The following is a 24,677-nucleotide window of genomic DNA, read 5'->3' as shown; positions in this document are numbered from 1 at the left end:
GCAGAAGCAATGTCGCATTTTCTCGACCGGCTCACTTTCTTTCGCAAGACCGTGGACGAATTCTCCGATGGTCACGGCATCGTCACGAACGAGGATCGTTCCTGGGAGGACGGCTACCGGAAGCGTTGGCAGCACGACAAGATCGTGCGCTCTACGCATGGCGTGAACTGCACCGGCTCTTGCTCCTGGAAAATCTATGTCAAGGGCGGCATAGTCACCTGGGAGACGCAGCAGACAGACTATCCCCGAACGCGGCCGGACCTGCCCAACCATGAACCCCGCGGCTGCGCCCGTGGCGCCTCCTATAGCTGGTATCTCTATTCCGGGGCGCGTGTGAAATACCCGATGATCCGCGGGCGGCTGCTGAAGCTTTGGCGCGCCGCGCGCGCCATCATGCCGCCCGTTGCGGCCTGGGCCTCGATCGTTGAGGATGAGACAAAACGCAAGTCCTACACTTCGATCCGTGGTCATGGAGGTTTCGTGCGCGCCACCTGGGACGAAGTGAACGAACTCGTCGCTGCCGCGAACGCCTACACCGTAAAGAGACATGGTCCAGACCGTGTGATCGGCTTCTCGCCGATCCCCGCCATGTCGATGGTCTCTTACGCGGCGGGCGCACGCTACCTGTCGCTAATGGGCGGAGTGTGCATGTCGTTCTACGATTGGTATTGCGATCTGCCGCCGGCCAGCCCCCAGACTTGGGGTGAACAGACCGACGTTCCCGAAAGCGCCGACTGGTACAATGCCGGCTTCATCATCGTCTGGGGCTCGAACGTACCGCAGACGCGGACGCCCGATGCGCATTTTTATACAGAGGTTCGCTACAAGGGTACCAAGAGCGCGGTCGTCAGTCCGGACTATGCCGAGGCGACCAAGTTTGCCGATATCTGGCTGAACCCGAAGCAGGGGACGGACGCCGCGCTTGCACTTGCCATGGGTCACGTCATCCTTCGTGAATATTACCTCGATCGGACGGTCCCCTATTTCGACGACTATGCCCGCAAATATACCGACCTGCCGTTCCTGGTTCGGCTGACCGAACGTGATGGCAGGCTCGTTCCCGAACGACTTCTGCGCGCCTCCGAGATTGCCGATGGCCTTGGCGAGACCAACAATCCGGAGTGGAAGACGGTCGCGATCGATGAAGGCACGGATGCTCTCGTCGCGCCGCGCGGTTCGATCGGCTATCGCTGGGGCGAGAGCGCCAAATGGAACCTCGAGGAGAAGGATGGGCAAGGCCATGACCTTCGCCTCAGGCTGACGCTTGCTGGTGAGGGCGCCGAGATCGCGGCCGTCGATTTTCCTTACTTCGGCGGTCGGGCCACGGAGCATTTCGTTTCGACCGACCATGGAGAAATTCTCACCCGCAACCTTCCCATCCGCCGGATCAAGCTGAGCGACGGCGCGGAGGTGGCGGTCGCCACCGTGCATGACCTGATGATGGCTAATTACGGCCTCGATCGCGGCTTTGGCGGTGATCACGCGGCCAAGAGCTTCGACGAGGACGTGCCGTTCACGCCCGCTTGGGCAGAGCATGTTACCGGCGTAAAGCGCGACGCCATCATCACGGTTGCCCGCGAATTCGCCACCAATGCGGAGAAGACCAACGGCCGCTCCATGGTGATCCTCGGCGCCGGCGTGAACCATTGGTACCACATGGACATGACGTACCGGGGGATCATCAATCTCCTGGTCTTCTGCGGCGCCATCGGCCAGTCGGGCGGTGGCTGGTCACACTATGTCGGACAGGAAAAACTCCGCCCGCAGACAGGCTGGACCCCGCTGGCCTTCGGCCTCGATTGGAGCCGTCCGCCCCGGCATATGAATTCCACGTCGTTCTTCTATGCCCATACCGACCAATGGCGCTATGAGACGCTGACAGCCGCTGAGATCCTGTCGCCCACCGCACCGGATGGCGACTGGAACAAGAGCTTTATCGACTACAACGTTCGCGCCGAGCGTATGGGTTGGCTCCCTTCCGCCCCCCAGCTCAAGCAAAATCCGCTGACAATCGCCACCCAGGCCAGGGCGGCGGGCCTCGAACCGAAGGACTATGTCGCCAACGCGCTGAAATCCGGCGAACTGGAGCTTTCCTGTCATGACCCCGACGATCCAGCCAACTGGCCGCGCAACATGTTCGTCTGGCGTTCGAACCTGCTCGGCTCATCCGGCAAGGGGCACGAATATTTTCTCAAGCACCTGCTCGGCACGACCCATGGCGTGATGGGCAAGGATCTCGGCGCGGAGGGGGCGGTCCGCAACACGGAAGTCGCTTGGCACGAGGCGGCGCCGCAAGGGAAGCTCGACCTCCTGGTCACGCTCGACTTCCGCATGTCGACCACTTGCGTCTACTCAGACATCGTGCTGCCGACGGCTACCTGGTACGAGAAGAACGATCTCAACACGTCCGACATGCACCCTTTCATTCATCCACTGTCCGCGGCGGTGGATTCGGCGTGGGAGTCACGCTCCGACTGGGAGATATACAAGGGCCTCGCCAAGGCATTTTCCGATGTATCGCCCGAGGTTCTGGGCATCGAGCAGGATGTGGTTCTCACCCCCGTCCAGCATGACAGCCCGGCCGAGATGGCGCAGGCGCTGGACGTTAAGGACTGGAAACTCGGCGAAATCGAGCCTGTTCCCGGCAAGACAATGCCATCGGTGACGGTTGTCACCCGCGACTATCCCAACCTCTATGCCCAGTTCACGGCGTTGGGGCCGTTGATGACGAAAATCGGAAACGGGGGCAAAGGCATCGCCTGGAACACCAGGCATGAGGTCGAGGCGCTTGGAGCCTTGAACGGCGTACGCCTCGACGGTGCGGCCAAGGGCCTGCCGAAGATCGAGACCGACATCGACGCAGCCGAGGTCGTCCTCATGCTGGCGCCTGAGACCAATGGCGAGGTGGCGATCAAGGCATGGGAAGCCCTGTCGGAGATCACTGGGCGCGAGCATGCCCACCTTGCCCTGCCGAAGGAAGACGAGAAGATCCGCTTCCGCGATATCCAGGCGCAGCCGCGAAAGATCATTTCTTCACCGACCTGGTCGGGCATCGAGAGTGAGAAGGTCTGCTACAATGCCGGTTACACCAATGTCCACGAGTTGATCCCGTGGCGGACGCTGACTGGCCGGCAGCAGCTCTATCAGGATCACCTTTGGATGCGGGCGTTTGGCGAGGGGCTTGTCACCTGGAAGCCGCCGGTCGACCTGAAGACCATTCCAGGCATCAAGGATGTCCGCCCCAATGGGCACAAGGAGATCGTCCTCAATTTTGTCACCCCCCACCAGAAGTGGGGCATCCATTCCACTTACACTGACAATCTGCTGATGCTGACGCTAAACCGCGGTGGCCCGGTGGTTTGGATCTCGGAGACCGACGCGAAGGTCGCCGGCCTCGTCGACAACGATTGGGTCGAAGTCTTCAACATCAACGGCGCGCTGACAGCACGCGCCGTCGTCTCCCAGCGTATCAAGCCGGGCCTGATGTTGATGTATCACGCTCAGGAAAAGATCGTGAACACGCCGGGATCGGAGATGACCGGCAATCGCGGTGGTATCCACAACTCGGTTACCCGGACGGTGCTGAAGCCCACCCACATGATCGGCGGCTACGCCCAGCAATCCTACGGCTTCAACTATTACGGAACCGTAGGCTCCAACCGCGATGAGTTCATCATTGTCCGCAAGATGGCCAATGTCGACTGGCTGGAAGGGCCGCTCGCCTCTGAAGCGCCGAAGGAGGCCGCAGAATGAAAATCCGTGCTCAGATCGCAATGGTGCTGAATCTCGACAAATGCATCGGATGCCACACCTGCTCCGTCACCTGCAAGAACGTCTGGACCAATCGAGAAGGCGTCGAATACGCCTGGTTCAACAATGTCGAGACCAAACCCGGCATCGGCTATCCCAAGGAATGGGAAAACCAGAAGAAATGGAACGGTGGCTGGCGGCGCAAGAAGAACGGTCGCATCGAACCGAAGATGGGCGCAAAATGGCGTATCCTTGCCAATATCTTCGCCAATCCCGACCTGCCGGAGATCGATGACTACTACGAGCCGTTCACCTTTGACTATGAGCATCTGCATACGGCGAAGGAATCGAAGGCTTTTCCCACAGCCCGCCCGCGCTCGGCCGTCACCGGCGAGCGCATGGAGAAGATCGAATGGGGGCCGAACTGGGAGGAAATCCTAGGCGGCGAGTTCGAGAAGCGCTCGAAGGATGTGAACTTCGAAGGTGTCCAGAAGGACATCTACGGGCAGTTTGAGAACACCTTCATGATGTACCTGCCGCGGCTGTGCGAGCATTGCCTCAATCCGGCCTGCGCGGCTGTCTGCCCGTCGGGCGCCATCTACAAGCGGGAAGAAGACGGGATCGTCCTGATCGACCAGGACAAGTGCAGGGGATGGCGCATGTGCGTCTCCGGCTGCCCCTATAAGAAGATCTACTACAACTGGTCGTCCGGTAAATCGGAGAAGTGCATCTTCTGCTATCCTCGTATCGAGGCAGGGCAGCCGACGGTCTGCTCGGAAACCTGCGTCGGGCGTATCCGCTACCTCGGCGTCATTCTCTATGACGCGGATCGCATCGAGGCCGCCGCGAGCACGCCTGACGAGAAGGATCTCTATCAGGCCCAGCTCGATGTCTTTCTCGACCCGAACGATCCGGCCGTCATCGCCCAGGCGCGAGCCGACGGCATTCCCGACAACTGGCTGGAAGCCGCAAAACTCTCGCCGGTGTGGAAGATGGCCATGGAATGGAAGATCGCATTCCCGCTGCATCCGGAATACCGGACGCTGCCGATGGTCTGGTACGTGCCGCCGCTTTCCCCGATCCAGTCGGCAGCGGCGGCGGGCAAGATGGGCGTCGATGGCGACATGCCGGACGTGCGCAGCCTACGCATCCCGCTCCAGTATCTGGCCAATCTGCTCACGGCTGGAAAGGAGGAGCCGGTGGCGCTGGCTCTCGAACGCATGCTCGCTATGCGCAGCTACATGCGGGCCAAGACGATCGACGGCCGCCTCGACGAGGCTATCGCGGCGCGGGTCGGTCTGACGGGCGCCGCTATCGACGAGATGTACAAGGTCATGGCGATCGCGAATTACGAAGACCGCTTCGTCATCCCGACCGCGCACCGCGAATGGAGCGAGGACGCGCAGGATATGCACGGCTCCTGTGGCTTCTCCTTCGGAAACGGCTGCTCGGGTGGCTCGACGGAGACGAACCTCTTTGGAACTAGGCAGACCAAGCGGCCGACCAATCCGATGGAGATTGCATGATGACCGGACTGCACTCGAACAGGACCTTCAAGGCGCTCTCGGCGCTGCTTGCCTATCCGACCGGAGAACTTACCGCGGCCATTCCAGAGATCGCCGCGGCGATCACATCGGAGAGGCTGATCTCGCAGAAGGCGATCAAGCAGTTGCGTCCCCTGCTTGCCGATCTGGGCACAGCGGATCTGTACGATCTTCAGGAGCGATACGTCGCGTTGTTCGACAAGACGCGCCGTCACTCATTGCATCTCTTCGAACATATTCACGGCGAGAGTCGCGACCGGGGCCAGGCGATGATCGATCTGATCGGACACTATGAACGCGGAGGACTTCTCGTTTCGGCAAATGAATTGCCGGACTTCATCCCGCTTTTCCTGGAGTTCCTTTCCGTTCAGCCGCTCGGTGAGGCGCGTGGCCTGCTCAAGGAGACGGCCCATATCCTCTCGCTGCTGGAGGAAAGGCTGGCCACACGAAATGGAGGTTATGCAGCTGTATTCACGGCCTTGCTTTCGATCTGCGGTAAGGGTGACGCCATCGCCGACACGGTCGAAACCTATGACGAGCACGACGACCTAGCGGCCATCGACGCCGCGTGGGAGGAAACGGCCGTCACCTTCGGTCCTGGAAATGCAAGCGACGGCTGTTCCGTCGATCGGTTGAAAATCCAGATGCGCGCCGCCAATCGCGACGTGCGGCAGAGCGCGACCTAGAGGAGCTGAAAGCAATGCCCAGCACGATCAACTATGCATTCTTTGGCTGGTATCCCTATGTCTGCCTGACTGTATTTCTGCTTGGAAGCCTCGTCCGCTTCGACCGGGAGCAATACACATGGAAGACGGGTTCGTCCCAGCTTCTGCGGCGGCGCCAGCTTCGTTGGGGCTCCAATCTGTTCCATGTCGGCATCCTGGCGATCTTCGGCGGACACTTCGTCGGACTGCTGACGCCGATCTGGATATTCGACGCTCTCGGGATCTCGCACAGCTTCAAGCAAGGTCTTGCGATCGTTGTCGGGGGCATCGCCGGGATTGCCTGTTTCGTCGGAATCTCGCTTCTCGCCCACCGCCGGCTGTTCGACGCAAGGATCCGGAACACCTCCAGTTTCGGCGACATCGCCATCCTGCTGCTGCTCTGGCTTCAGCTCACGCTCGGCCTATCCACCATCTTCGTCTCGCTCGGCCATATGGACGGCCATGAGATGGTGAAGTTCATGAACTGGGCACAGGGCATCCTCACCTTGCAGCCTTCCGCAGCCAACTACGTCGCAGACGTTCATCCGGTCTTCAAAGCCCACCTCTTCCTGGGAATGACCATCTTCCTGGTCTTCCCGTTCACAAGGCTGGTCCATGCCTGGAGCGCGCCAGTCTGGTATCTCGGCCGCCCTGGCTATCAGGTCGTGCGTACGCGCTTCGCGGGCCGCCGACCGTCACCGCCTGGTCCAGCTATCAGGTTTCATGCGCCTGGCCGGCCTACTGTTGCAAATCCATCTGCCAGCCTGCGGAGCAAATCATGACGGCGCTCATCATCAATCACGCGACAGGTCGTGACCCATCCCTCGAACATCCGCACGAACATCGGCCCGCGACACCCGACACGAAGCCATCGAGCGAGCGCGTGGCGATGTCGCCTGTAACCGTCAATGGCGTAACGATATCGCGCAAGGCGATCGCCGCCGAAGTGCAGAACTTTCCGGCCCGCAATCCCGGTGAGGGCTGGAGGACGGCGACCCGTGCGCTGGTCATTCGCGAATTGCTCCTCCAGGAAGCGCGACGCCAAGGTATTTGCGCAGAGCAGAGAACCGATGAGGACGGGCGCCGGGAGACGATGGAAGACGCGCAGGTGCGAGACCTCATCGAACGTGAGATCCGCGTCCCGGCGGCGGACGAAGAGACGCTCCGCCGTTTCTACGAGAACAACCGTCGCCGCTTCGTGACGCCATCGCTCTTCGAAGCCGATCACATCCTGATCGGCGCACGCAGCGATGATAAAGGCGCTTTCGCAGCAGCCCGGGAAAGAGCAGCATCGCTGAGAGCTATCTTGGCGGCGGCGCCGGAGCGCTTCGCGGCACTGGCGCGCGACTGTTCGGATTGTCCATCCGGCGCTCTTGGCGGCAGTCTTGGCCAGATCGGGCCGGGCGACACGACACCGGAGTTCGAGGCCGCTCTCATCGAGCTTACCCCCGGCGATATCTCCGCGCCGGTGGAGACGCGCTACGGCGTCCACCTCATCCACCTGAAGCGGCGGATCGATGGCAGCCAGCTGCCATTCGAGGCCGTTCGAGAGCGCATCGCCTCCTATCTGGTCGAGCATGTCCAACGGCAAGCCGCCGCGCAATATGTCTCCCTTCTTGTCGGTCAGGCAGATATCACGGGGATCGTGATCGAGGGCTCCTCCTCGCCGCTGGTGCAGTGAGGGAATGCGATGCTCGGAAACCTCATTGCTTCGCTGGACGATCCGAAAGTCGCCATAGGCCTTGTAGAAGCTTTTGAGGAGCCGGCCTTGCTGGCGCGCTTGGCTGCTGCAGCCAGCCAATCCGGTCGCCAGCCAGCTGAGATCGTCAGTTCAACCGTGCGCAATTTCATGGAGACAGCGTCCGACGATCTTTGGACGCAGCTCATCGGGATAATGAATCGAGCCGACGACCCGGGCCTAGCGGCTGTCCGCGCGATTCTGGAAAAGGCTCTGCCGCCGGCGAGGGAGATTTGACGATGCACGCCGCCTTACGCAGGAGCTGCTTTGGTCGAGGCGTGGAAATGGTGTCCTTCGATACCGCCCGGCACTACGCCACCACAGTCGTCCAGCCGCTCAATCGGTCGCAAGACGTGCCGCTGGCTCGCGCTGCCGGGCGCGTCCTGGCCACGACAATCGAGGCCCCACATGGTCTCCCGCCATTCGATCAGGCGGCAATGGACGGATATGCCGTTTGCCTGTCCGACAGGAACGACGTGCCATTGATCCTTCCAGTGGCAGGCCGCACAAGCGCCGGAGATCCGCCGGGCGTATTGGCTCCGGGCACAGCCCATCGCATCATGACGGGCGCCGCGCTGCCGAGTGGCGCCGATACAGTCGTCATGCAGGAGCACGTGACGCATAGAGGTGGTCTCGTACAGTTCGGACTCGACATCGAAGCGGGAACGTACATTCGAAAAGCGGGCGAGGATGTTGCGCCAGGAACAGCCGTCCTTCAGGCAGGTGTCGTCGTTGGCTGGCCTGAAATCGCGCTTCTCGCAGGTCTCGGCGTCGAAATGGTTTCTGTCGCTCGTCCCTTGCGGATCGCGGTCCTGGCGACGGGTTCCGAGCTTCGCGGTGGCGGCAAGCCGCTTCAGCCCGGCGCCATATACGACTCCAACGGGCCCATGCTTGCCGCGCTGCTGGCCACGCCAAATTCACATGTCACGTCGCTGACTGTGCGCGATGACGTGGCTGCCATCGCCGATGCGCTCCAGATCCAGGCGGGATCAGTCGATCTCGTGATCACCACGGCCGGCATGTCGGTTGGAGACGAGGATCACGTGCGCGATGCCATCGCGCGCGCCGGCGGTCGGCTCGACTTTGTCAAGGTAGCGATGAAGCCTGGCAAGCCGCTGGCCTTCGGCAAGGTCGGGAATGCGCATTTCATCGGACTGCCCGGCAATCCGCAGGCTGCTGCCTTCGGCGCACTCGCATTCGTGCGCCCGATGGTAAGAGCGCTGCTTGGTCAGTCTCCGGCTGAAAGAATCACGGCCGAGATGGGCTTCACATGCGCCCGCAAGCCGGATCGCACGGAACTTCTGCCGGTCCGCCTGAGCGTCAAGTCCGGCCGACTCGTCGCGAGCCGCGCCGGACGGGACGGCTCGCACCGAATGACGCCGATAGTGTCCGCCGACGCAGTTGCCATCATGCCCAGTGGCGCGACGCCCATCGAGGCTGGCGCCTGCCTGGAAGTGCTGCCCTTCGACCAACCACGCTTCGGGAGATAAGCGGAATGGCCGACGACCAAAAGCAGATTGCTCGCCAACAGCACGCTCATTCGCCGCGCAGCGGTCTTCTGCAATTGCTTGCGCAAAGGAATTCCGACATGCAGACCGCCGATTCAATCAGCCCCATCACTGCGATTGTCTACTCCGATGGTCCACAATTCGAGACCTTCCTACAGGAGATCACCGCGGCCCTGGCCGACAAGGGACTGCGATTGGGCGGATTGGTTCAACACAGCCGCCCGAACCCTCATCGCGTGAAATGCGACATGTACCTGCGAGATCTAGCGACCGGAGAGCTCTATGCAATATCCGATGATCGTGGTCCCCACGCTCGCGGCTGCGTCCTGAATACCGATCGGCTGCTGTACGCGTGCCAAACAGCGCAGACTGGATTGTCCAGCCGAACCGATCTCCTTGTCCTGTGCAAATTCGGCAAGACCGAGGTCGAAGGTGGCGGTTTCAGAACACTGATTGCGAAGGCGCTTGAGCTTTCTATTCCTATTCTGATTGGCGTTCCCCTCATCAATCTCGTGCCTTTCCGGGAGTTTTCGGCTGGGTTCGCGCGGGAAGTCGAGCTATCCCAGTTCGTGACCGATCGGTGCTCAATTGCGGAGCGTCTGGTCTGGCCTCTCGTGCCGGAGACTGAGGGGACTGGGAGAATCGCGTGAACCCAGAAGCGAAGAAACCTCGCAAAGCGTTTTTTATAAGAGCGATGCTTGGAGAAGTGGGCCGCGAACTGACATTATCGCGCGGATCGTCACCAGCCTGAGATCGGTGGTCCCTATGAGTGCCGAAGCGGTAGAAGCGCTGCGAAAGCACAGAGGTTGATTTGTCGCAAACATCAATCGCCAAACCCTGACTTTTGCGAAAGAAATTTCGCTGAAAATTCAGCTATGGCGATCTTGCCCAGAACACGCGCCCGATCCGGCAGGACTGGATGCCATCCACTTCACCGCGAAGCAAGAACAGGACATCCAACTCCAGCCGGCGGGCAAGCTCTCTGCCCTTGTCTGCGCCCAGTACCATGAGCGCGGTCGCCCAGGCGTCGGCCTCGGCACATGTGGGCGCGAGCACTGTGACCGAGGCCGGGGGTTCGATAAGAGGAGCGCCGCGGGCGGGATCGATGGTGTGGGAGAGATGCCGGCCCTGCACTTCGACGCAGTGGCGGTAGTCGCCGGACGTGGCGACGGCACAGTCCTGCAGGGACAGGATCGAATGCGGCGCGCGCCGTTCCAGGTCAGGCTGCTCCACTGCGACCGTCCAGGCCTCGCCGTCGGGCCTCACGCCTAATGCGCGCATCTCGCCGTCGATGCCGACCAGCCCGTCGCAGATGCCAAATTCGCTGAGGACCTCGGCAAGGCGGTCCACTCCATATCCCTTGGCGATGCCGTTCAGGTCAAGCGCAACCGGCACGCGCTTGCGAACACTGTTTCCATCAAACTCAAGCGCGTCGTAGGCAGGCGTGCGCCGTGCCTGCAATGCGCTGCGGATTTGGTCCGAACTGGCCTCCGCGGAGCCGAAGCCCCACGCGGTCACCGCGTCCCCCATGCCGATGTCGAACGCGCCGCCGGACGCCCGGCCGATCATAAGCCCTAGCCGGAGCACATAGAGGAGAAGATCCGGAACCGGAACCCACTCTCCGACCGGCGCATGGTTGAGACGCATCAGGTCGCTGTCGGGCTTCCACGTCGACATCTGCGCGTCCACCTCGTCCACCGCCGCCTGCAGCGCCACCTGAACAGCACTCGCGTCGAAGTCGGAAGGGGCGTAGAAGAGCACGGACCAGCGCGTGCCCATCGTGGGGCCGTTGAGGGCCTGGCGCATGATATCAGTATACGTCTTCGACATAGCGCCCCTCTGCCTTCAGCATTGCCGGCGACATGCCGAGTGGTTCGAGCATCTGCGTCATCGCTTCGGTGACACCGGCCGCCATCTGCCGCCCACCGCAGACCATGACCCGCGCCCCTTCTCTTATCGCGCGGACGAGGTCGAGATGGTTGGCGCTGAGCGCGTCCTGGACGTAGCGTGGCCGTGCCCCGCGAGACACCGCTGTGGACAGGCCGGAGAGCCTGCCCTCGGCTGCCCAGGCATCCAGTTCTTCGCGGTAGAAAAAGTCGCTGCCCGGATGACGCATGCCGAAGAACAGGTGGATCGGCCGCCGGGATGCGTTGGCGCGGATAAAGCCGGCGAGCGGTCCTATTCCCGTTCCTGCCCCGATGAGGATCAGGGGAACGCGGCCACGGCCCGAGTGGAACGTTGGATTGCGGCGGATGAAGGCGGCGACCGTTTCGCCGGGCTCGAGCGCCATGAGCGCACCTGAGCAGAGGCCGCCGACGTGCTTGCGCACTACGATCTCCACGAAGCCGTCCCGGCTGCCCGAGGCAAGCGAATAGAGGCGCGGCACAGGCGATCCCTCCGGTACGATGCCGAGCAGGTCCCCTGCCTGGAAACGGGCGAATCCCCGTCCTGTCAGCCGATGCCATATAGACAGGCGCGGCAGGGCGAAGCGCAGGATCGCCGTCGGAGCCTGGACCTCCTGGCCGTAGTCGCGACGTGAGACAAGCGTGAGCGCCTCGGTCTTGGGATGGACAGGTTGATGGTTAAGTTCCAGGTCGATGACAAGCGCTTCACCAAGCGCTTGGCCCCAGCGCGCGAACTCCTGCGGCGACTGACGGTCCACCGTGTCGAAGGGCAGGAGAAGTGGCCAGCCCTTGTCCTCCGCCGCGACGGCGACCGCCTCGGCGTAGGCGCAGAAGCCAGGAAAGCTCCGGTCGCCGAAGCCCAGTACCGCCAATGGCGCATCCGGCGCGGCGGGGAGCCGGGCCAGGCGATCCAGGAATCCTTTCGCCGAAGCGGGCGCGTCACCGTCGCCGTAGGTGGCGGCAAGCACGACGTAGCGGCGCGCGCCGGAAAAACGGGCGGGATCGAAGGCCGACATCGGCGCGATGTGGACGCGCTGCCCGGCACGGGTCAGCGCCGAGTGCAAGGTCGCAGCAAAACCCCAGGTGCTGCCGCCCTCGCTCCCGACCAGGATTACCGTCTCCGCGCGGCCCGGCGTGACGTTGTTGCGGATTCTTGGGTGGCCGGTGCGACCCGCCAGCCAGATAAGCGCCCCCGTAACGCCCATCACCGGGACGGCGAGCGACGTGAGCCCGAGCAACAGGCCGAGAAGCGAGGCGCCCTGTCCGGTGTGGAGCATATAAATGGTCTCGGAGACGCGCTCCCAGCCACTCAGGTCTGACCAACCGAGCGTTGCCCCGGTTCCCTGGTCGAGATAGCCGGTCCCGCCATCAGTCTTGAGCGTAAAGACGTCGGTCGCGTCGCCCGGATAGGGAAAGCTCAGCTCGCGCAGGCTTGAAACAGGCGTCGTGGCGAGCAGCGGCATCGATGCCAGCGGAGCGCCGGTCGCGTTGCTGACCGTCGAAGGCGGCTCTGGAACGATCGCCTTGTCGGGAAGGAATCCGAAGGTCGAGGCCGTCATCCAGAGGGCCGTCGCCGACGACAGGGCAAGTCCGAAAACAGCGCCCCGCGCGAGCGAGACATGGATGCGCCCCGACAGAGGGCCCCGCAGAGGAGCGAACCAGTGGCTCCATCCGCCCGCGCGCCGTGCAACCAGCATGGCGCCGGAGAGGGCGAGGATGAGCATGGCTACCGCTCCCGCCGCCATGACCACGCGACCAGCATCGTCGAGGAACAGCGAGCGGTGAAGGTTGGTCAGCCAGCGCTCGACCTGGTTGGGATCTGCTGAAGCCACGCCGGTTCCTGTCGCCGGGTCGATGACGGCCGAACCCGGCGCGTCGCCGTCGAACCAATAGGCGGTGATGCGGCCGGAAGGCGAGCGCTTGACCTGCTCGACCCCGGGATAGACGGACTGAATCCGAGTGGCGAGGTCCGCAATGCTCATCACCCGTTCCGCCTGCGGCGCGGTGATCCGTTCCGCCATCGGGAAGACGGACAGCACCGCGCCGCTGGCGGCGAGGAGCGTCACGAGGGCCAGAGCCAGGAGACCCGGCCAGCGGTGGAAGGCACGGATCATGGCTCCTGCCCCCTCACATGCCGTAACTGAAGTTCGCAATGTAGCGGCGGCCCTGAACCGACTGCCCCGCCCCCTGCGTGGTCAGCGGCACTGCGACCTCGTTGGGGCTGTCGCGCATGTCCTCGACGGCTGCGTCGACGTGGATGGTATAGCCCGCGTCGAAGAGCGTGTCGGCAAGGTCGAGGGTGATCTCCAACTGGCGACCAGCGCCTACGCTCGCCCCGGTGATGCCGTCGATCTCGGCCGCGTTGCCGCCAGTCGCACGGTACCAGTCGGACAGGTGCTCATAGTACTTGGACTTGGTTCCGGCCATCCAGAGGCTGCCGGCATAGGCCCCCTTCGGGTCGGTGACGTAGATAGCGAGATAAGCCCCGTCGCCGCCATAATCCTTCAATGTCGTGGTCAAGGTCACCGGCCGCGCCATGGCGATGCCGGGAAGCGTCAGTGCCGTGGTCAGCGCGAGGGCGGCCAAGATGGTTCTCATCATACAATTCCTATGATCTGTTGTGGAGTTGGACATCGGCTCAGTTCACCTGGACCTTTGGCGCCGTGCCGCCGCCGAAGAGGCCGTTGTTGGGAGGAGCCACGCTTCCTGCCGGAGCCGCGGGAGAAGCATTGCGGCCATAGGAATCGTCGTCGTCATCCTCGTCCTCGTCGTCATCATCATCGTGGTCGTCACCGTCGCCACGCCGCATCTTGCGCCTATGATCCCGGTCACCACCGTCGTCGTCGCTGACCAGTATCGGGGACGCTCCTGCGTCCCTGGAGGCAGCCACGGGCGCGTCACGGGAGCCTTCGAGCTGGACGGCGCCATGCATCGCACTCCACGCGGGGAGGCCAATACCGGCGGTCAACGCTGTAGAGGCAAACAGGATTGCAAATGTCTTCTTCATGGCAGGTTCTCCTTTCTCTGCTGACGCAGTTCTGTGGCTCCTGCCTGATGCCACCCTGACGGGATTCGATTTTCTGGTTCAGCTTGCCGTCAGGAATCGAAAGGCCCCGCCGAAACGACGGGGCCGGATTGATCCTCTGCTGCCTCGATATCCACCCTCAGGCGATGTCGCGGAGGGCGCGAAGCCCTTGCGGCCCGGGTCATTGATCGTCATGGCGGCCTTCTCCGTCGCGGCGCCGATGGCCGTCGCTGTTCCTGTGTTCGATTTCGAGAATTTCCAGGGTCGACGGATGGACGGTCACCTCGATTCGTTGGCCCTCAGCGTCGGTGCCGTCGATCTCGTAGCAGCCGTCGTCGATCTTGATGCGACGCACCGTCCAGCCATTCTGGGCAGCGAGGGTGACAATGGTCTCCCTCGGCTTCCAGTCCGCCATCGGCACGAAGCATTCGTCGTCGGCGAGCGCCTGTCCTACAGGCAGCACCGCGACACATGCGAGAATTGTCAGAGCGAGCCGCATGAGCCAAGACTCCATTCCATCCGGATTTTGCGACAAGCTTGAAGGACCAAGCTGACGGCATCCTTAAGCTCGTGCGCGATCCACTTCAGCGCGGCGTAAGGAATATCTGTCAAGGAGGACTGGGGCGGGGAAGGCGAACGATAATGCGAATCCTGCTAATAGAAGACGACAGCGTGCTGGGCGCGGCCGTTCGCGACCAGATCGTCGGCGATGGCCACTCGGTCGACTGGGTCATGCGGATCGACGCGGCTGGTGACGCTATGGCGAGTGCAGCCTACGACCTGATCCTGCTCGACCTGATGCTGCCCGACGGCAGGGGTATCGTGTTCCTGCGTGCCTTGCGCGCTGCAGGAGATGTTACGCCTGTTATCATCCTGACGGCGCTCGATCAGGTGTTGGACCGGATCGAAGGGCTGACCGCCGGGGCAGACGACTACCTGGTCAAGCCGTTCGACCTCGACGAGCTGTCGGCGCGCATCGGCTCGGTCGCGCGCCGATATTCAGGAAATCCCAACCCCATCATCCGGCATGGTTCGCTCGACATCGACATCGCCCGCCGGAACGTTCGCCGGGACGGCAAGCCGGTGCAGCTCACGGCTCGCGAATGGGCGTTGCTGGAGGCGTTCCTGGCCCGGCCGGGCCAGTTGCTCTCCAAGGCGCAGCTCGAGGAAAAGCTTTACGACTTCGATGCCGAGGTGGAGAGCAATACGATCGAGGTTCACGTCAGCAGGCTACGCAAGAAGCTTGGCGCTGACCTGATCGAGACCGAACGAGGCCTCGGCTACCGGCTGGCCCAGCCATGAGGCGCCCCAGAAGCCTCCAGGGCAGGCTCCTTCTGTCGCTCGGGACGGTGCTGCTCGTGATCTGGATCGGGGCGGCATGGGCGACCGCGCTCCTGCTGCGGCACGAAATCGCGGAGGTCTTCGATTCGTCCCTCCAGGAGACGGCGCAACGGCTGCTTCCACTCGCGGTCCAGGACATCGTCGGTCGCGAGGACGGGGACGTCGCCAGCCAGCGTCTTGGGGCAATCCGCAGCCACAACGAACTTTTGACCTACGTGGTCCGCGACGACAAGGGCCAGATACTGCTCCAGTCCCACGTCGCCGATCTATCCGTCTTCCCGCCTTACGGTGGACCCGGTTTCGGCCGGACCGCGACGCACCGCCTGTACAGCGAGGAGGCCCTGCAGGGAACGATCCGCATCACGGTGGCGGAGCCGTTCGCCCACCGGGCCAATGTAGCGAGGGATGTCCAGATGGGTCTTGGCCTGCCGATTCTTCTGGTAATCCCGGCAGCCTTTGTCGCCGTCGTGCTTACGGCGCGCAGGAGCACGAGACCGCTGCGGGCGTTCCGGGAGCAGCTCGAAACCCGAAGCGAGAAGGATCTTGGTGCCGTCACCGCCAACGACCTGCCCAGCGAGGTCACTCCGCTGGCCGTTACCTTGAACGCTCTGTTCGCAAGGCTCAGGACCGCCTTCGAAGCGGAACGCAGCCTCGCCGCCAACACCGCCCACGAACTCAGGACTCCGCTCGCTGGCGCGATCGCCCAGGCCCAGCGCATCCAGAAGGAGACCGCCGAGCCGCATACCGCGCAGCGTGGAGCCGACATTGAGGTGACCCTCAAGCGGCTGACGGCGCGCGCCGAGCGGCTCATGCAATTCGCCCGGGCAGAAGGCGGCCGGCTTCGCTTGGACCAGGTGTCGGACTTGCGCGCGGCCGTGCGCGCTGTAGTCGACGATATGCGAAGGAGCGTGCCGCAGGACAGGATATTCCTGCACATGCCCGAAACTGCCGTGATGTCCGACATCGATCCCAATGCCACCGGGATCCTGTGCCGCAACCTCGTCGAGAATGCGTTGCACTACGGTAGCCAGGCATCGCCAGTCGAAGTGACCCTTGACCCCGATGGACTGCTGACAGTGTCAAATGACGGCCCCGTTGTACCGCCCGAGATGCTGACGAAACTGGTGGACCGTTTCGAGCGGGCCGGAACCTCGACTGCAGGCAGTGGAATCGGCTTGTCGATCGTTTCGACGATTGCCGACCGCATGGGCAGCTTGCTTGCGCTCAGGTCGCCGAGGCCCGGCACGCAATCGGGTTTCGAAGCCAGCGTCAAGCTCGCAACCGCGAAAGACGTTGAACCGAAAGCATGACTCCGAAGCCGGCCCAAATTTCAGTCACCTGGCGTTATGGCGCCAAACCTCGCCGGCGGAATGTCAGCTTTCGCGAAGAGTTTTGGGCGCCGGCAAGCGTACGAAAGTCCCCGAGAGACGAACCCGCGTTCCACAGGCGAGGGCTGTGCCGCTGGCCTTCACCCGGACCAGCAACTCGCCGTCCTTGAGTTCATCTCTGTGCCTCCAATTTCCGGGCACCATTCTAGCTTGATTCCGTAAGTCGCTGCCCGACTCTGGTGGCGTTTGGAGGATTGGAGGCGGTCGACAAGAGGCTTACGACGACAAATATCTAGAATACTCTAATCTATCTCTATTCTGGCACCAAGTCATGGCGTACCGAAGTAACGATAGCGCATTTGGCTTAGCGGCAAGGTGTGAGTAGCGCTGGGACCTTCATCGCATCGCAAAAAGCTCCTGATGAAACCGCTCGCCTACAGGCAGCCCTTGTGCTGCAAAATCCCTCCGTAGCGCCTCGCCAAAACCCAGAGGACCGCAAAACCATATACTGGCCTCACGCCATTGCGGCACCTGCGCACGGATGCGTTCGCCAGTCAGGAGCCCATCGCGGGCGTCGATAAGGACATGCAGGCGGATGTTCGCGGCCCCGGCATCTGCCTTCAATTTGGCGATGGCTGTCTCGTCGTACTCGGCGGTCGTATGAAACAGGTCGATCATCGGCAATGGCTGATCCGGATTTGCCTGCCGCTCCATCGCGATGTGCTTCATGCCGGCAATGAACGGTGTGATGCCAATGCCGCCACCGATCCAGATCTGCCGCGGTTGGCCGTTGTTGAAGTCGAAGCAGCCATATGGCCCTTCTATTTTCACATTCTGTCCAACATGCAGCTTCTCGCGCAGCCGGTTGGTATGATCGCCCAATTCCTTGGTGACGAAGGTGATCCGACGATCCTTGTCATTCCAACCCGAAGCGATGGTGTAGGGATGTGCGCCTTCGGAACTGTCCGATGACGCGAAAGCAAACTGCCCCGGTCGGTGGCCGGGCCAGCCCTGCGGCACCTCGATCTCAGTCTCGAGCGCCCGCACGCCGGGGTAATAATGGAGCGAGGCGACCCTGCCTTGAACCTGACGGTCAATACCGACGCGGCGCAGCAGTACTATCCCTGCGGCATAGGTTCCTGCGCCCAGCAGCAGCAACATCACCATGCCAAGCGGTGAGGTCCAATAGCGGAACTCGGTCAGCACAGGCGAATGGAACGCCAGCACCAGATAGGCAATGGCGAGCAGGCGATGGGTCTTGTAGAAGAGCCGGTATGGGAAATACTTGATGAGCGCCAATGCGATCAGCAGCACCGCGGCATAGAACGCCCATTCGCCTACCCCTTCCGCAGAACCGCGTAAATTCATGAGGAATGCTTCGACCGGGTTTACGATCGCCGGCCTTTCGCCGCGCACCGGACGCTCAAGCCAGCCCCAGCCCACTGCCCATTTCGGCCCTTGGCTCCAAAGCCAATGAACCACGGAGACACCCAAGGCTGCGATGCCAAGCCACTTGTGCAGGCGGTACATCTTGTCCAACCCGCCGAACCATCGCTCAGGCCAGCGCGGCCGTAGCGCCAGAACCATCGCCACGCTCATTGCGCCCATGGCGATGACGCCGCTGTACTGGACCATCGCGCCGCGCAATGCCATGAAACTCTCCGTCTGGAAAACCGAAGGTTCGGCTGCCAGCCACAGAATGCTCAGCAACGCCAGAAGGCCCCAGAACGCAATTTTGATGTGTCGCATTGCGCTCAACGTCTGTGTCGGATAGTTAGAGATTATTGTTGCGTCGCACCGCGCCTGTCATTGATATCGATCAAGCACCGTCATGCGTGGCTGCGGCACAATTTGCTTTTACGCTGCGGTCTATTTCGAGAATTGGGCGGACAAGTGATCTGGATGAGCGCTTCGCCAGGGCTCATCCTCGGCGTCCGAACTTCACGTATCGATCAGGTCTTCTCAATATCCGGGTTCACGGGCGGAATATCCGAGCTCGCCGTCTCGGACTCGACGTAGTGCCCGCCTCTCAGCGCGACGTAGATTGCGGGAATGACGAGGACGGTGAGGGCGGTTGACGATGCCAGCCCGAACAGAAGCGAGATCGCCAGGCCCTGGAAGATCGGATCGGTCAAGATGACCGCCGCACCGATCATGGCCGCGATCGCTGTCAGCAGGATCGGCTTGAAACGGATGGCGCCGGCCTCCAGCAGGATTTCGAGCAACGGCTGACCGGGCCGGCGGGCATGACGGATGAAGTCGACCAGCAGGATCGAGTTGCGCACGATGATGCCCGCGAGTGCGATGAAGCCGATCATGGAGGTGGCCGAGAAGGGAGCAGCGAACGCCCAGTGGCCGATCATGATGCCGATGAAGGTGAGCGGGATCGGCGTCAGGATGACGAGCGGTACTCGGAACGAACCGAACTGCGCGACGACAAGGATGTAGATGCCGAGGATCGCCACCATGAAGGCCGCACCCATATCGCGGAAGGTCACCCATGTCACCTCCCACTCGCCGTCCCACAGCAGCGTTGGATGCGATTCGTCGTCCGGCTGGCCGTGCAGCGCGATAGCCGGTTTGGGCAGGCTGCTCCAGTCGGCCTTGGCTATGGCATCGTCGACGGCGAGCATGCCGTAGATCGGCGCTTCGTACGCGCCGGCAAGTTCGGCCATGACCATTTCGGCGGGACGACCATTGTGTCGGAAGATTGGCCATGATGCCGGCTCGCGGGTGACGGAAACGACGTCGCCGAGCTCGACCACGTCGCGGCCGCCCGGCAGCGCATTAGCCGGCACGGGTGTCGCCAGCGCCCGCTCGTCCATGACGGATTGCCCCTTCGGCAGGGCAATGCGGATCGGGATCGGCTGGCGTCCGCCGCCGCGATGCGAATAGCCGACCGTCGTGCCGCTATAGAGCGCGTTCAGCGCGTCGTAGACGTCCGACTGCTCGACCTTGTAATATTCGACATTGTCCTGATCGATCGAGACTCGCACGCGCTCGGGCTGGTTGTGATAGCTGTCGTCGACATCGACGATGAAGGGCACACTCTCGAACGCCTCGCGGACCTTGCCCGCAACTGCACGCCGCGTTTCGGCGTCGGGACCGTAGATCTCGGCGAGCAGCGTGCCCAATACCGGCGGGCCGGGCGGCGGCTCCACCACCTTGACCACTGAGCCTGCTGGAAAACCGAGGCTGTTGAGGCGCTCGCGCATGTCGAGCGCGATGGCGTGACTCTCCCGCTTCCGATCGCCCTTGGCCAGGAGATTTATGGCGATGTCGCCCTGCTGCGGCTGCGAACGCATGTACTGGTGCCGCACCAGCCCATTGAAATCGAAGGGCGAGCCGGTGCCCGCATAGGTCTGGAACGAGATGATCTCCGGCACAGCTGCCAGCCTATCGACCATCTGCTGCAGCGCGTGGTCAGTGTCTTCGACGGACGACCCCTTGGGCAGGTCGAGCACGATTTGCAGGCTGCTCTTGTTGTCGAAGGGCAGCAGCTTCACCGTCACGTGCTTGGTGTAGATCAACCCGAGCGAGGCGAGGGTGGCGATACCAACGATCAGAAGGAAAGCCCAGGCACGCGCCTGGGTCTTCAGGATCGGCCGGGCGACCGCGACATAGATCCGACCGAGCCGTCCACCTTCGGCTCCGTCATGGCCGTGGGCAGCTGAGGCATCCCTTCTCCCGATCCTGATCATCAGCCACGGCGTCAGGATGACGGCAACGAAGAAGGAAAACAGCATAGCGGCGGACGCGTTGGCCGGGATAGGGCTCATATAGGGTCCCATCATCCCCGACACGAACAGCATGGGCAGGAGTGCGGCCACCACCGTCAGCGTGGCGATGATGGTGGGATTGCCTACCTCGGCGACCGCGTCGATGGCAGCTTGGGCGTGCGGGCGGCCATCGTCCATCGCCCAGTGGCGGGCGATGTTTTCGATCACCACGATGGCGTCGTCGACCAGGATGCCGATGGAGAAGATGAGCGCGAACAGGCTGACGCGGTTGAGCGTGTAGCCCATGATCCAGGATGCAAAGAGGGTGAGCAGGATGGTGGTGGGGATGACCACGGCCACAACCAACGCCTCGCGCCAGCCGATGGCGATGGCGACCAGCACGACGATGGAAACCGTCGCCAGACCGAGATGGAATAGAAGCTCGTTGGCCTTCTCGTTCGCGGTCTCACCATAGTCTCGCGTGACCGTCATCTCCACATCCTTGGGAAAAACCTGGCCGCGCGTTTGTTCCAGGCGGTTCACGATTTCGTCGGCGATGATCACGGCGTTGGTGCCAGGGCGCTTGGCAATGGCCAGCGAGACGGCTGGCGCGCGCTCCGGCCCGGCATCCGTCTTGCGGATGTCGGTGACGTGGTTCTCGGCCGGCTCCGTCGCCAGCACCACTCTGGCCACGTCGCGGACATAGACGGGTCGCCCGTCTCGCGCGGTCAGGAGGAGATTGCCGATCTGAGGCAATTCCTGCAGCGTCTGGCCGGCGACGATGGCTCGCTGGCCACCGTCCTCGCGCACCGTGCCGACGCGGAACGAGCGGTTGGCGCCCTCGACCTTGGCGGCGAGCTGCTGCAGCGTGATGCCGTAGAGCGAGAGCTTTTCGGGATCGGGCTCGACCTGGATCGCTTCCGGCTGCTCGCCCACGATGTAGGTCAGGCCGACATCCGCCAACTTCGACACTTCGACCTGGAGCTCGCGGGCCAGTCGGGTCAGCCCGTTCGCCGTCCAGCGCGACGACGCTCCCGGGATCGGCCGCAAGGTGACGACGACGATCGCCACGTCATCGATGCCGCGCCCGACGATCAGCGGCTCGGGGACGCCGACCGGGATGCGGTCCATGTTGGCGCGGACCTTCTCATGAACCCTGAGCACGGCCGTGTCGGTATCGGTGCCGACCTCGAAGCGCGCCGTGACCAGCGTGCCGTCGTCCTCGGTCTGCGAATAGACGTGCTCGACGCCGTCGATACTCTTGACGATTGTTTCCAGCGGCTCGGTGACGAGCTTGACGGCATCCTCCGCCTTGAGGCCGTTAGCGCTAACATGGATGTCCACCATCGGCACGGAAATCTGCGGTTCCTCCTCGCGCGGCAGCGTGACCAGCGCGATCAGCCCAAGCGCCAACGCAGCCAGCAGGAAAAGCGGCGTCAGCGGCGATCCGATGAATGCGCGCGTCAGGCCGCCGGCAATGCCGAGGCCGGGAAGGGAGGGTTTCATGGCAGCACGATCCGGTCGCCGTCATGGAGCCCGGTCAGGATCTCGATCCGTTCCTGGCCATCATCCTTGAAGTTTTCGCCGGGGATGACCGTCACGTCCATTTCGCCATCGGCAGTCACAACCCGCACATAATCGATGCCATGCAGCGTCGTCACAGCCGCCGGCGGCACGGCAAGCACCGTGCGCGTTCCGACCGGGATCAACACCAGCGTCCGCTCGTTGACGAAATAGTTGCCGATGTCAGCGACATCGACATCGGCGATGACGCGACCGTCGGCTATCTCGGGATAGACCTTGACGATCCTTCCCTTGCGCATGGCCACCGGCTTGTCCGGCGACTGCGTTCGTCCGCGCGCGCCGACCTCGACTGCGGCGCCTTCGACGATTTCCGTCGCATGACGTTCCGGCAACGACAACCGCAGGTAGTAGGGTCCGGTCGCGATGCGTGAGACCGCCTCCCCGGCCAGAATGACTGAACCGGGGGTGACAGGCACGGTCAGCACACGGCCGGTGGCCGGCGCAAGCACATCGCCTTCGCGCGCGCTCTGCTCGATCACCGCCTTGTCGGCCTCGGCTGCCGCCACTTGGTTGGTCGCGACCTCGTAGGCCGTCCTGGCGGCGTCCAGCCGGCTTTGCGTACCGACGCCCTGCGACACGAGCTGCTGGGCGCGCTCGACTTCCGTGCGGGCATTTTCCAGTTGTGATCTCAGGGCGTTGATCTTGGCATCGGCGGCCGTGAGCTGAAGCGCGATCTTGTCGTCGACCACCACGCCGATAATGTCGCCTTCCGTTACCTCGCTGCCCTCGCTGACGCGGATTTCGCGAAAAGTACCGCTGATACGGGCGCGTGCAGGCACAACCGTGCGGCTCTCGACTTCGCCGAAGACGGCCTTCATTTCGGGGATCGTCGCCGCTTTGACGACGAACTCCTCGGCGACAGCCGGTCGGAGGTCGAGTGCCACGGCGAACAAGAACGCGGCCGCTAGGATGGGTTTGAGCTTCGACATGGAGGATCCTGGCACCGGATGCGGTCGTCCTCGCGTCTGGGGCGCGAAGACGATTCCGCTTACTTGAAGGCGACGCCCGACTTGCAGCCCAGCCGCTTGAAGACGATCGCTGCGGGACAGAAGCCCGTTATCGACGCCTGCATCATGTTGAGGCCTGCAAAAGCCGTCAGAAGATACCACCACGGCGACACGAAGAAGCCGAGTGCCAGCGACACCAGCACGACGGACCCCGCGAACATCATAACGGCACGATCAATGGTCATTTTCTTCTCCTTGTCGGTTACGCTCAGCGCGATCATTCGGCCGGCTCGATATGGATATCCTTGAGTTTCCCGATGCCGAGCAGATCCAGCGTCAGGTTTTCGTAGAACGTCTCGCTCCGGCCCTGCCTCACCTTGTGCAGGAAGTATTTTTCGAAGCCCACCTTGGCCGCGTGGACCCACTTGCCCTGAGGAGACCAGTTGACGTTGCGCGGCGGAATCTGCGGCTGCGCGATGAAGGCGATGCCTTCGTCACCGAAATCCGCGAGGCAGACCGCATTCCAGGTGGCGACCGCACGCGGTTCTTCACCGCGCAGCAAGGAGGCGATATTGGCGGCGGTGGCCGTCACCATGGATTCGATCATGAAGCCCGTCTTGGGCACGCCGACCGCCAGCGGCGTCTTGCCGACCGGCGGAATGGCGACACAGACGCCGATGGCGAAGACATTCGGGAAGGAGGGGTTGCGCTGGTATTTATCGATCAGCAGGAAGCCGCGCGGATTGGTCAATCCCTCAATGCCGCGGACGGCCGCCACGCCACGGAAGGCCGGTAGCACCATCGAGAAGGCGAAGGGCAGGTGGTGGGTCGCCTTGACGGCGCCGTCTACGGCGACCTCCTCGACCGACATGCGGCCGGGTACGACCTTCGTCACCCGGGCACTGGTGATCCACTTGATGTGGCGCTCGCGCATGGCGCTCTCCATCAGGCCCTTTGTGTCGCCGACACCGTCCAATCCAAGATGGCCGATGTAAGGTTCGGGCGTGATGAAGGTCATCGGCACCTGGTCGCGCTTGCGCGCGGCCCTGAGCGTCGTGTCGAGAATGAAGGCGAATTCATGAGCCGGCCCGAAGCACGAAGCGCCCTGCGCAGCGCCGACGACGATCGGTCCCGGGGCCTTCAAAAATGCGTCGACGGCGACCCTGGTCTGTTCCGCGTGGTCAAGTTGGCAGATGGACTGCGTGAACGCACTCGGCCCCAAGCCAGGAATCTCGTCGAACGCCAGATCAGGGCCTGTTGCAATGATGAGGTATTCATAGTCGAGGAAGGAGCTGTCATTGAGCTCGATCCGGTTCTCCTTCGGATGAACACGCCGGGCACCTTCCGGCCGTAACGCGATATCGCGCCGGGCCAGCACCGGTGCGAGGTCAACCGTGATGTCCTCACGTTTGCGCCATCCGACGGCGATCCACGGATTGGAAGGAAGGAAGGAATAGGCGCTTCTCTGGTTGACGACCGTCAGCCGGTCTTCGGGTCGCATCTTCTCCTTCACCTCATAGGCCATGATTGTGCCGCCAAGACCGGCACCCAGTATGACGATGTACGACACGAGCGTTTGCCGTTA

20 protein-coding genes are annotated in these 24,677 nt (G+C 62.7%); 10 read left to right on the top strand and 10 right to left on the bottom strand.

Annotated features, from left to right (window positions below; all coding sequences use genetic code 11):
- Positions 1-9: 9 nt before the first annotated feature.
- From M9924_18620 to M9924_18585, 8 genes are all read left to right on the top strand, one after another.
- The gene (locus M9924_18620; protein MCO5066405.1) at positions 10-3,753 is read left to right on the top strand and encodes a nitrate reductase subunit alpha; all 3,744 of its coding nucleotides are present in this window, start codon (positions 10-12) and stop codon (positions 3,751-3,753) included.
- Positions 3,750-5,276 carry a nitrate reductase subunit beta gene (narH, locus tag M9924_18615; protein ID MCO5066404.1) on the top strand — a complete coding sequence of 509 codons (1,527 nt, stop codon included), beginning with the start codon at positions 3,750-3,752 and terminating at the stop codon, positions 5,274-5,276. Before M9924_18620 ends, narH begins: the two co-directional genes overlap by 4 nt.
- Positions 5,276-5,980 carry a nitrate reductase molybdenum cofactor assembly chaperone gene (gene narJ / locus M9924_18610; GenBank protein ID MCO5066403.1) on the top strand — a complete coding sequence of 235 codons (705 nt, stop codon included), beginning with the start codon at positions 5,276-5,278 and terminating at the stop codon, positions 5,978-5,980. The genes narH and narJ overlap by 1 nt, the downstream gene beginning before the upstream one ends.
- 14 nt (positions 5,981-5,994) lie before the next feature.
- A complete protein-coding gene (gene narI, locus M9924_18605; protein MCO5066402.1) occupies positions 5,995-6,780 on the top strand; it encodes a respiratory nitrate reductase subunit gamma in 786 nt (261 codons plus the stop codon).
- Positions 6,781-6,887: 107 nt separating this feature from the next.
- Positions 6,888-7,679: a peptidylprolyl isomerase gene (locus M9924_18600; GenBank protein ID MCO5066401.1), complete on the top strand. Its 792-nt coding sequence runs from the start codon at positions 6,888-6,890 to the stop codon at positions 7,677-7,679.
- A 9-nt stretch (positions 7,680-7,688) separates the two neighbouring features.
- A complete protein-coding gene (locus M9924_18595) occupies positions 7,689-7,973 on the top strand; it encodes a hypothetical protein (GenBank protein MCO5066400.1) in 285 nt (94 codons plus the stop codon).
- A 47-nt stretch (positions 7,974-8,020) separates the two neighbouring features.
- Positions 8,021-9,226, top strand: coding sequence for a molybdopterin molybdotransferase MoeA (locus tag M9924_18590; protein MCO5066399.1), 1,206 nt, complete (start codon positions 8,021-8,023; stop codon positions 9,224-9,226).
- 5 nt (positions 9,227-9,231) lie between these two features.
- Positions 9,232-9,894: a DUF2478 domain-containing protein gene (locus tag M9924_18585; protein MCO5066398.1), complete on the top strand. Its 663-nt coding sequence runs from the start codon at positions 9,232-9,234 to the stop codon at positions 9,892-9,894.
- Between the two features lie 223 nt (positions 9,895-10,117).
- On the opposite strand, the gene M9924_18580 is transcribed toward M9924_18585, so the two are convergent.
- The 5 genes from M9924_18580 to M9924_18560 form a co-directional block, all read right to left on the bottom strand.
- Positions 10,118-11,074, bottom strand: a complete 957-nt coding sequence (locus tag M9924_18580) for an FAD:protein FMN transferase (GenBank protein MCO5066397.1) — start codon at positions 11,072-11,074, stop codon at positions 10,118-10,120.
- Positions 11,055-13,262, bottom strand: coding sequence for a PepSY domain-containing protein (locus M9924_18575; GenBank protein ID MCO5066396.1), 2,208 nt, complete (start codon positions 13,260-13,262; stop codon positions 11,055-11,057). Before M9924_18575 ends, M9924_18580 begins: the two co-directional genes overlap by 20 nt.
- Before the next feature lie 13 nt (positions 13,263-13,275).
- Positions 13,276-13,746, bottom strand: coding sequence for a DUF2271 domain-containing protein (locus tag M9924_18570; protein MCO5066395.1), 471 nt, complete (start codon positions 13,744-13,746; stop codon positions 13,276-13,278).
- A 40-nt stretch (positions 13,747-13,786) separates the two neighbouring features.
- Positions 13,787-14,155, bottom strand: coding sequence for a hypothetical protein (locus M9924_18565; protein ID MCO5066394.1), 369 nt, complete (start codon positions 14,153-14,155; stop codon positions 13,787-13,789).
- Positions 14,156-14,354: 199 nt separating this feature from the next.
- Entirely contained in the window at positions 14,355-14,672 is a 318-nt protein-coding gene (locus tag M9924_18560) for a PepSY domain-containing protein (protein ID MCO5066393.1), read from the bottom strand.
- A gap of 143 nt (positions 14,673-14,815) precedes the next feature.
- Here M9924_18560 and M9924_18555 point away from each other — a divergent pair, with 143 nt between their 5' ends.
- Together M9924_18555 and M9924_18550 are read left to right on the top strand one after the other, a co-directional pair.
- The gene (locus tag M9924_18555) at positions 14,816-15,475 is read left to right on the top strand and encodes a response regulator transcription factor (protein MCO5066392.1); all 660 of its coding nucleotides are present in this window, start codon (positions 14,816-14,818) and stop codon (positions 15,473-15,475) included.
- The gene (locus tag M9924_18550) at positions 15,472-16,824 is read left to right on the top strand and encodes an ATP-binding protein (GenBank protein MCO5066391.1); all 1,353 of its coding nucleotides are present in this window, start codon (positions 15,472-15,474) and stop codon (positions 16,822-16,824) included. The genes M9924_18555 and M9924_18550 overlap by 4 nt, the downstream gene beginning before the upstream one ends.
- A 414-nt stretch (positions 16,825-17,238) precedes the next feature.
- Here the strand turns inward: M9924_18550 and M9924_18545 are convergent, their stop codons facing one another.
- The 5 genes from M9924_18545 to M9924_18525 all read right to left on the bottom strand — a co-directional run bounded on the left by M9924_18545 (position 17,239) and on the right by M9924_18525 (position 24,662).
- Complete coding sequence (locus M9924_18545; protein ID MCO5066390.1) at positions 17,239-18,591, bottom strand: ferric reductase-like transmembrane domain-containing protein; 1,353 nt, start codon at positions 18,589-18,591, stop codon at positions 17,239-17,241.
- A 203-nt stretch (positions 18,592-18,794) separates the two neighbouring features.
- The gene (locus M9924_18540; protein ID MCO5066389.1) at positions 18,795-22,067 is read right to left on the bottom strand and encodes an efflux RND transporter permease subunit; all 3,273 of its coding nucleotides are present in this window, start codon (positions 22,065-22,067) and stop codon (positions 18,795-18,797) included.
- Complete coding sequence (locus tag M9924_18535) at positions 22,064-23,074, bottom strand: efflux RND transporter periplasmic adaptor subunit (protein MCO5066388.1); 1,011 nt, start codon at positions 23,072-23,074, stop codon at positions 22,064-22,066. Before M9924_18535 ends, M9924_18540 begins: the two co-directional genes overlap by 4 nt.
- A gap of 59 nt (positions 23,075-23,133) precedes the next feature.
- A complete protein-coding gene (locus M9924_18530) occupies positions 23,134-23,337 on the bottom strand; it encodes a DUF2892 domain-containing protein (protein ID MCO5066387.1) in 204 nt (67 codons plus the stop codon).
- 32 nt (positions 23,338-23,369) lie between these two features.
- Positions 23,370-24,662 carry an NAD(P)/FAD-dependent oxidoreductase gene (locus M9924_18525; GenBank protein MCO5066386.1) on the bottom strand — a complete coding sequence of 431 codons (1,293 nt, stop codon included), beginning with the start codon at positions 24,660-24,662 and terminating at the stop codon, positions 23,370-23,372.
- Positions 24,663-24,677 lie beyond the last annotated feature (15 nt).

Source organism: Rhizobiaceae bacterium, assembly GCA_023953835.1.
Lineage (GTDB): Bacteria > Pseudomonadota > Alphaproteobacteria > Rhizobiales > Rhizobiaceae > Mesorhizobium_G.
Note: the sequence above shows the minus strand (reverse complement) of the source record. Positions and strands in the feature narration are given on the sequence as shown.

Excerpts from the sequence above, each read along its gene's own strand:
- M9924_18620 (MCO5066405.1), top strand. The coding sequence starts at position 10 with ATGTCGCATTTTCTCGACCGGCTCACTTTCTTTCGCAAGACCGTGGAC.
- narH (MCO5066404.1), top strand. The coding sequence starts at position 3,750 with ATGAAAATCCGTGCTCAGATCGCAATGGTGCTGAATCTCGACAAATGC.
- narJ (MCO5066403.1), top strand. The coding sequence starts at position 5,276 with ATGACCGGACTGCACTCGAACAGGACCTTCAAGGCGCTCTCGGCGCTG.
- narI (MCO5066402.1), top strand. The coding sequence starts at position 5,995 with ATGCCCAGCACGATCAACTATGCATTCTTTGGCTGGTATCCCTATGTC.
- M9924_18600 (MCO5066401.1), top strand. The coding sequence starts at position 6,888 with ATGTCGCCTGTAACCGTCAATGGCGTAACGATATCGCGCAAGGCGATC.
- M9924_18595 (MCO5066400.1), top strand. The coding sequence starts at position 7,689 with ATGCTCGGAAACCTCATTGCTTCGCTGGACGATCCGAAAGTCGCCATA.
- M9924_18590 (MCO5066399.1), top strand. The coding sequence starts at position 8,021 with ATGGTGTCCTTCGATACCGCCCGGCACTACGCCACCACAGTCGTCCAG.
- M9924_18585 (MCO5066398.1), top strand. The coding sequence starts at position 9,232 with ATGGCCGACGACCAAAAGCAGATTGCTCGCCAACAGCACGCTCATTCG.
- M9924_18580 (MCO5066397.1), bottom strand. The coding sequence starts at position 11,074 with ATGTCGAAGACGTATACTGATATCATGCGCCAGGCCCTCAACGGCCCC.
- M9924_18575 (MCO5066396.1), bottom strand. The coding sequence starts at position 13,262 with ATGATCCGTGCCTTCCACCGCTGGCCGGGTCTCCTGGCTCTGGCCCTC.
- M9924_18570 (MCO5066395.1), bottom strand. The coding sequence starts at position 13,746 with ATGAGAACCATCTTGGCCGCCCTCGCGCTGACCACGGCACTGACGCTT.
- M9924_18565 (MCO5066394.1), bottom strand. The coding sequence starts at position 14,155 with ATGAAGAAGACATTTGCAATCCTGTTTGCCTCTACAGCGTTGACCGCC.
- M9924_18560 (MCO5066393.1), bottom strand. The coding sequence starts at position 14,672 with ATGCGGCTCGCTCTGACAATTCTCGCATGTGTCGCGGTGCTGCCTGTA.
- M9924_18555 (MCO5066392.1), top strand. The coding sequence starts at position 14,816 with ATGCGAATCCTGCTAATAGAAGACGACAGCGTGCTGGGCGCGGCCGTT.
- M9924_18550 (MCO5066391.1), top strand. The coding sequence starts at position 15,472 with ATGAGGCGCCCCAGAAGCCTCCAGGGCAGGCTCCTTCTGTCGCTCGGG.
- M9924_18545 (MCO5066390.1), bottom strand. The coding sequence starts at position 18,591 with ATGCGACACATCAAAATTGCGTTCTGGGGCCTTCTGGCGTTGCTGAGC.
- M9924_18540 (MCO5066389.1), bottom strand. The coding sequence starts at position 22,067 with ATGAAACCCTCCCTTCCCGGCCTCGGCATTGCCGGCGGCCTGACGCGC.
- M9924_18535 (MCO5066388.1), bottom strand. The coding sequence starts at position 23,074 with ATGTCGAAGCTCAAACCCATCCTAGCGGCCGCGTTCTTGTTCGCCGTG.
- M9924_18530 (MCO5066387.1), bottom strand. The coding sequence starts at position 23,337 with ATGACCATTGATCGTGCCGTTATGATGTTCGCGGGGTCCGTCGTGCTG.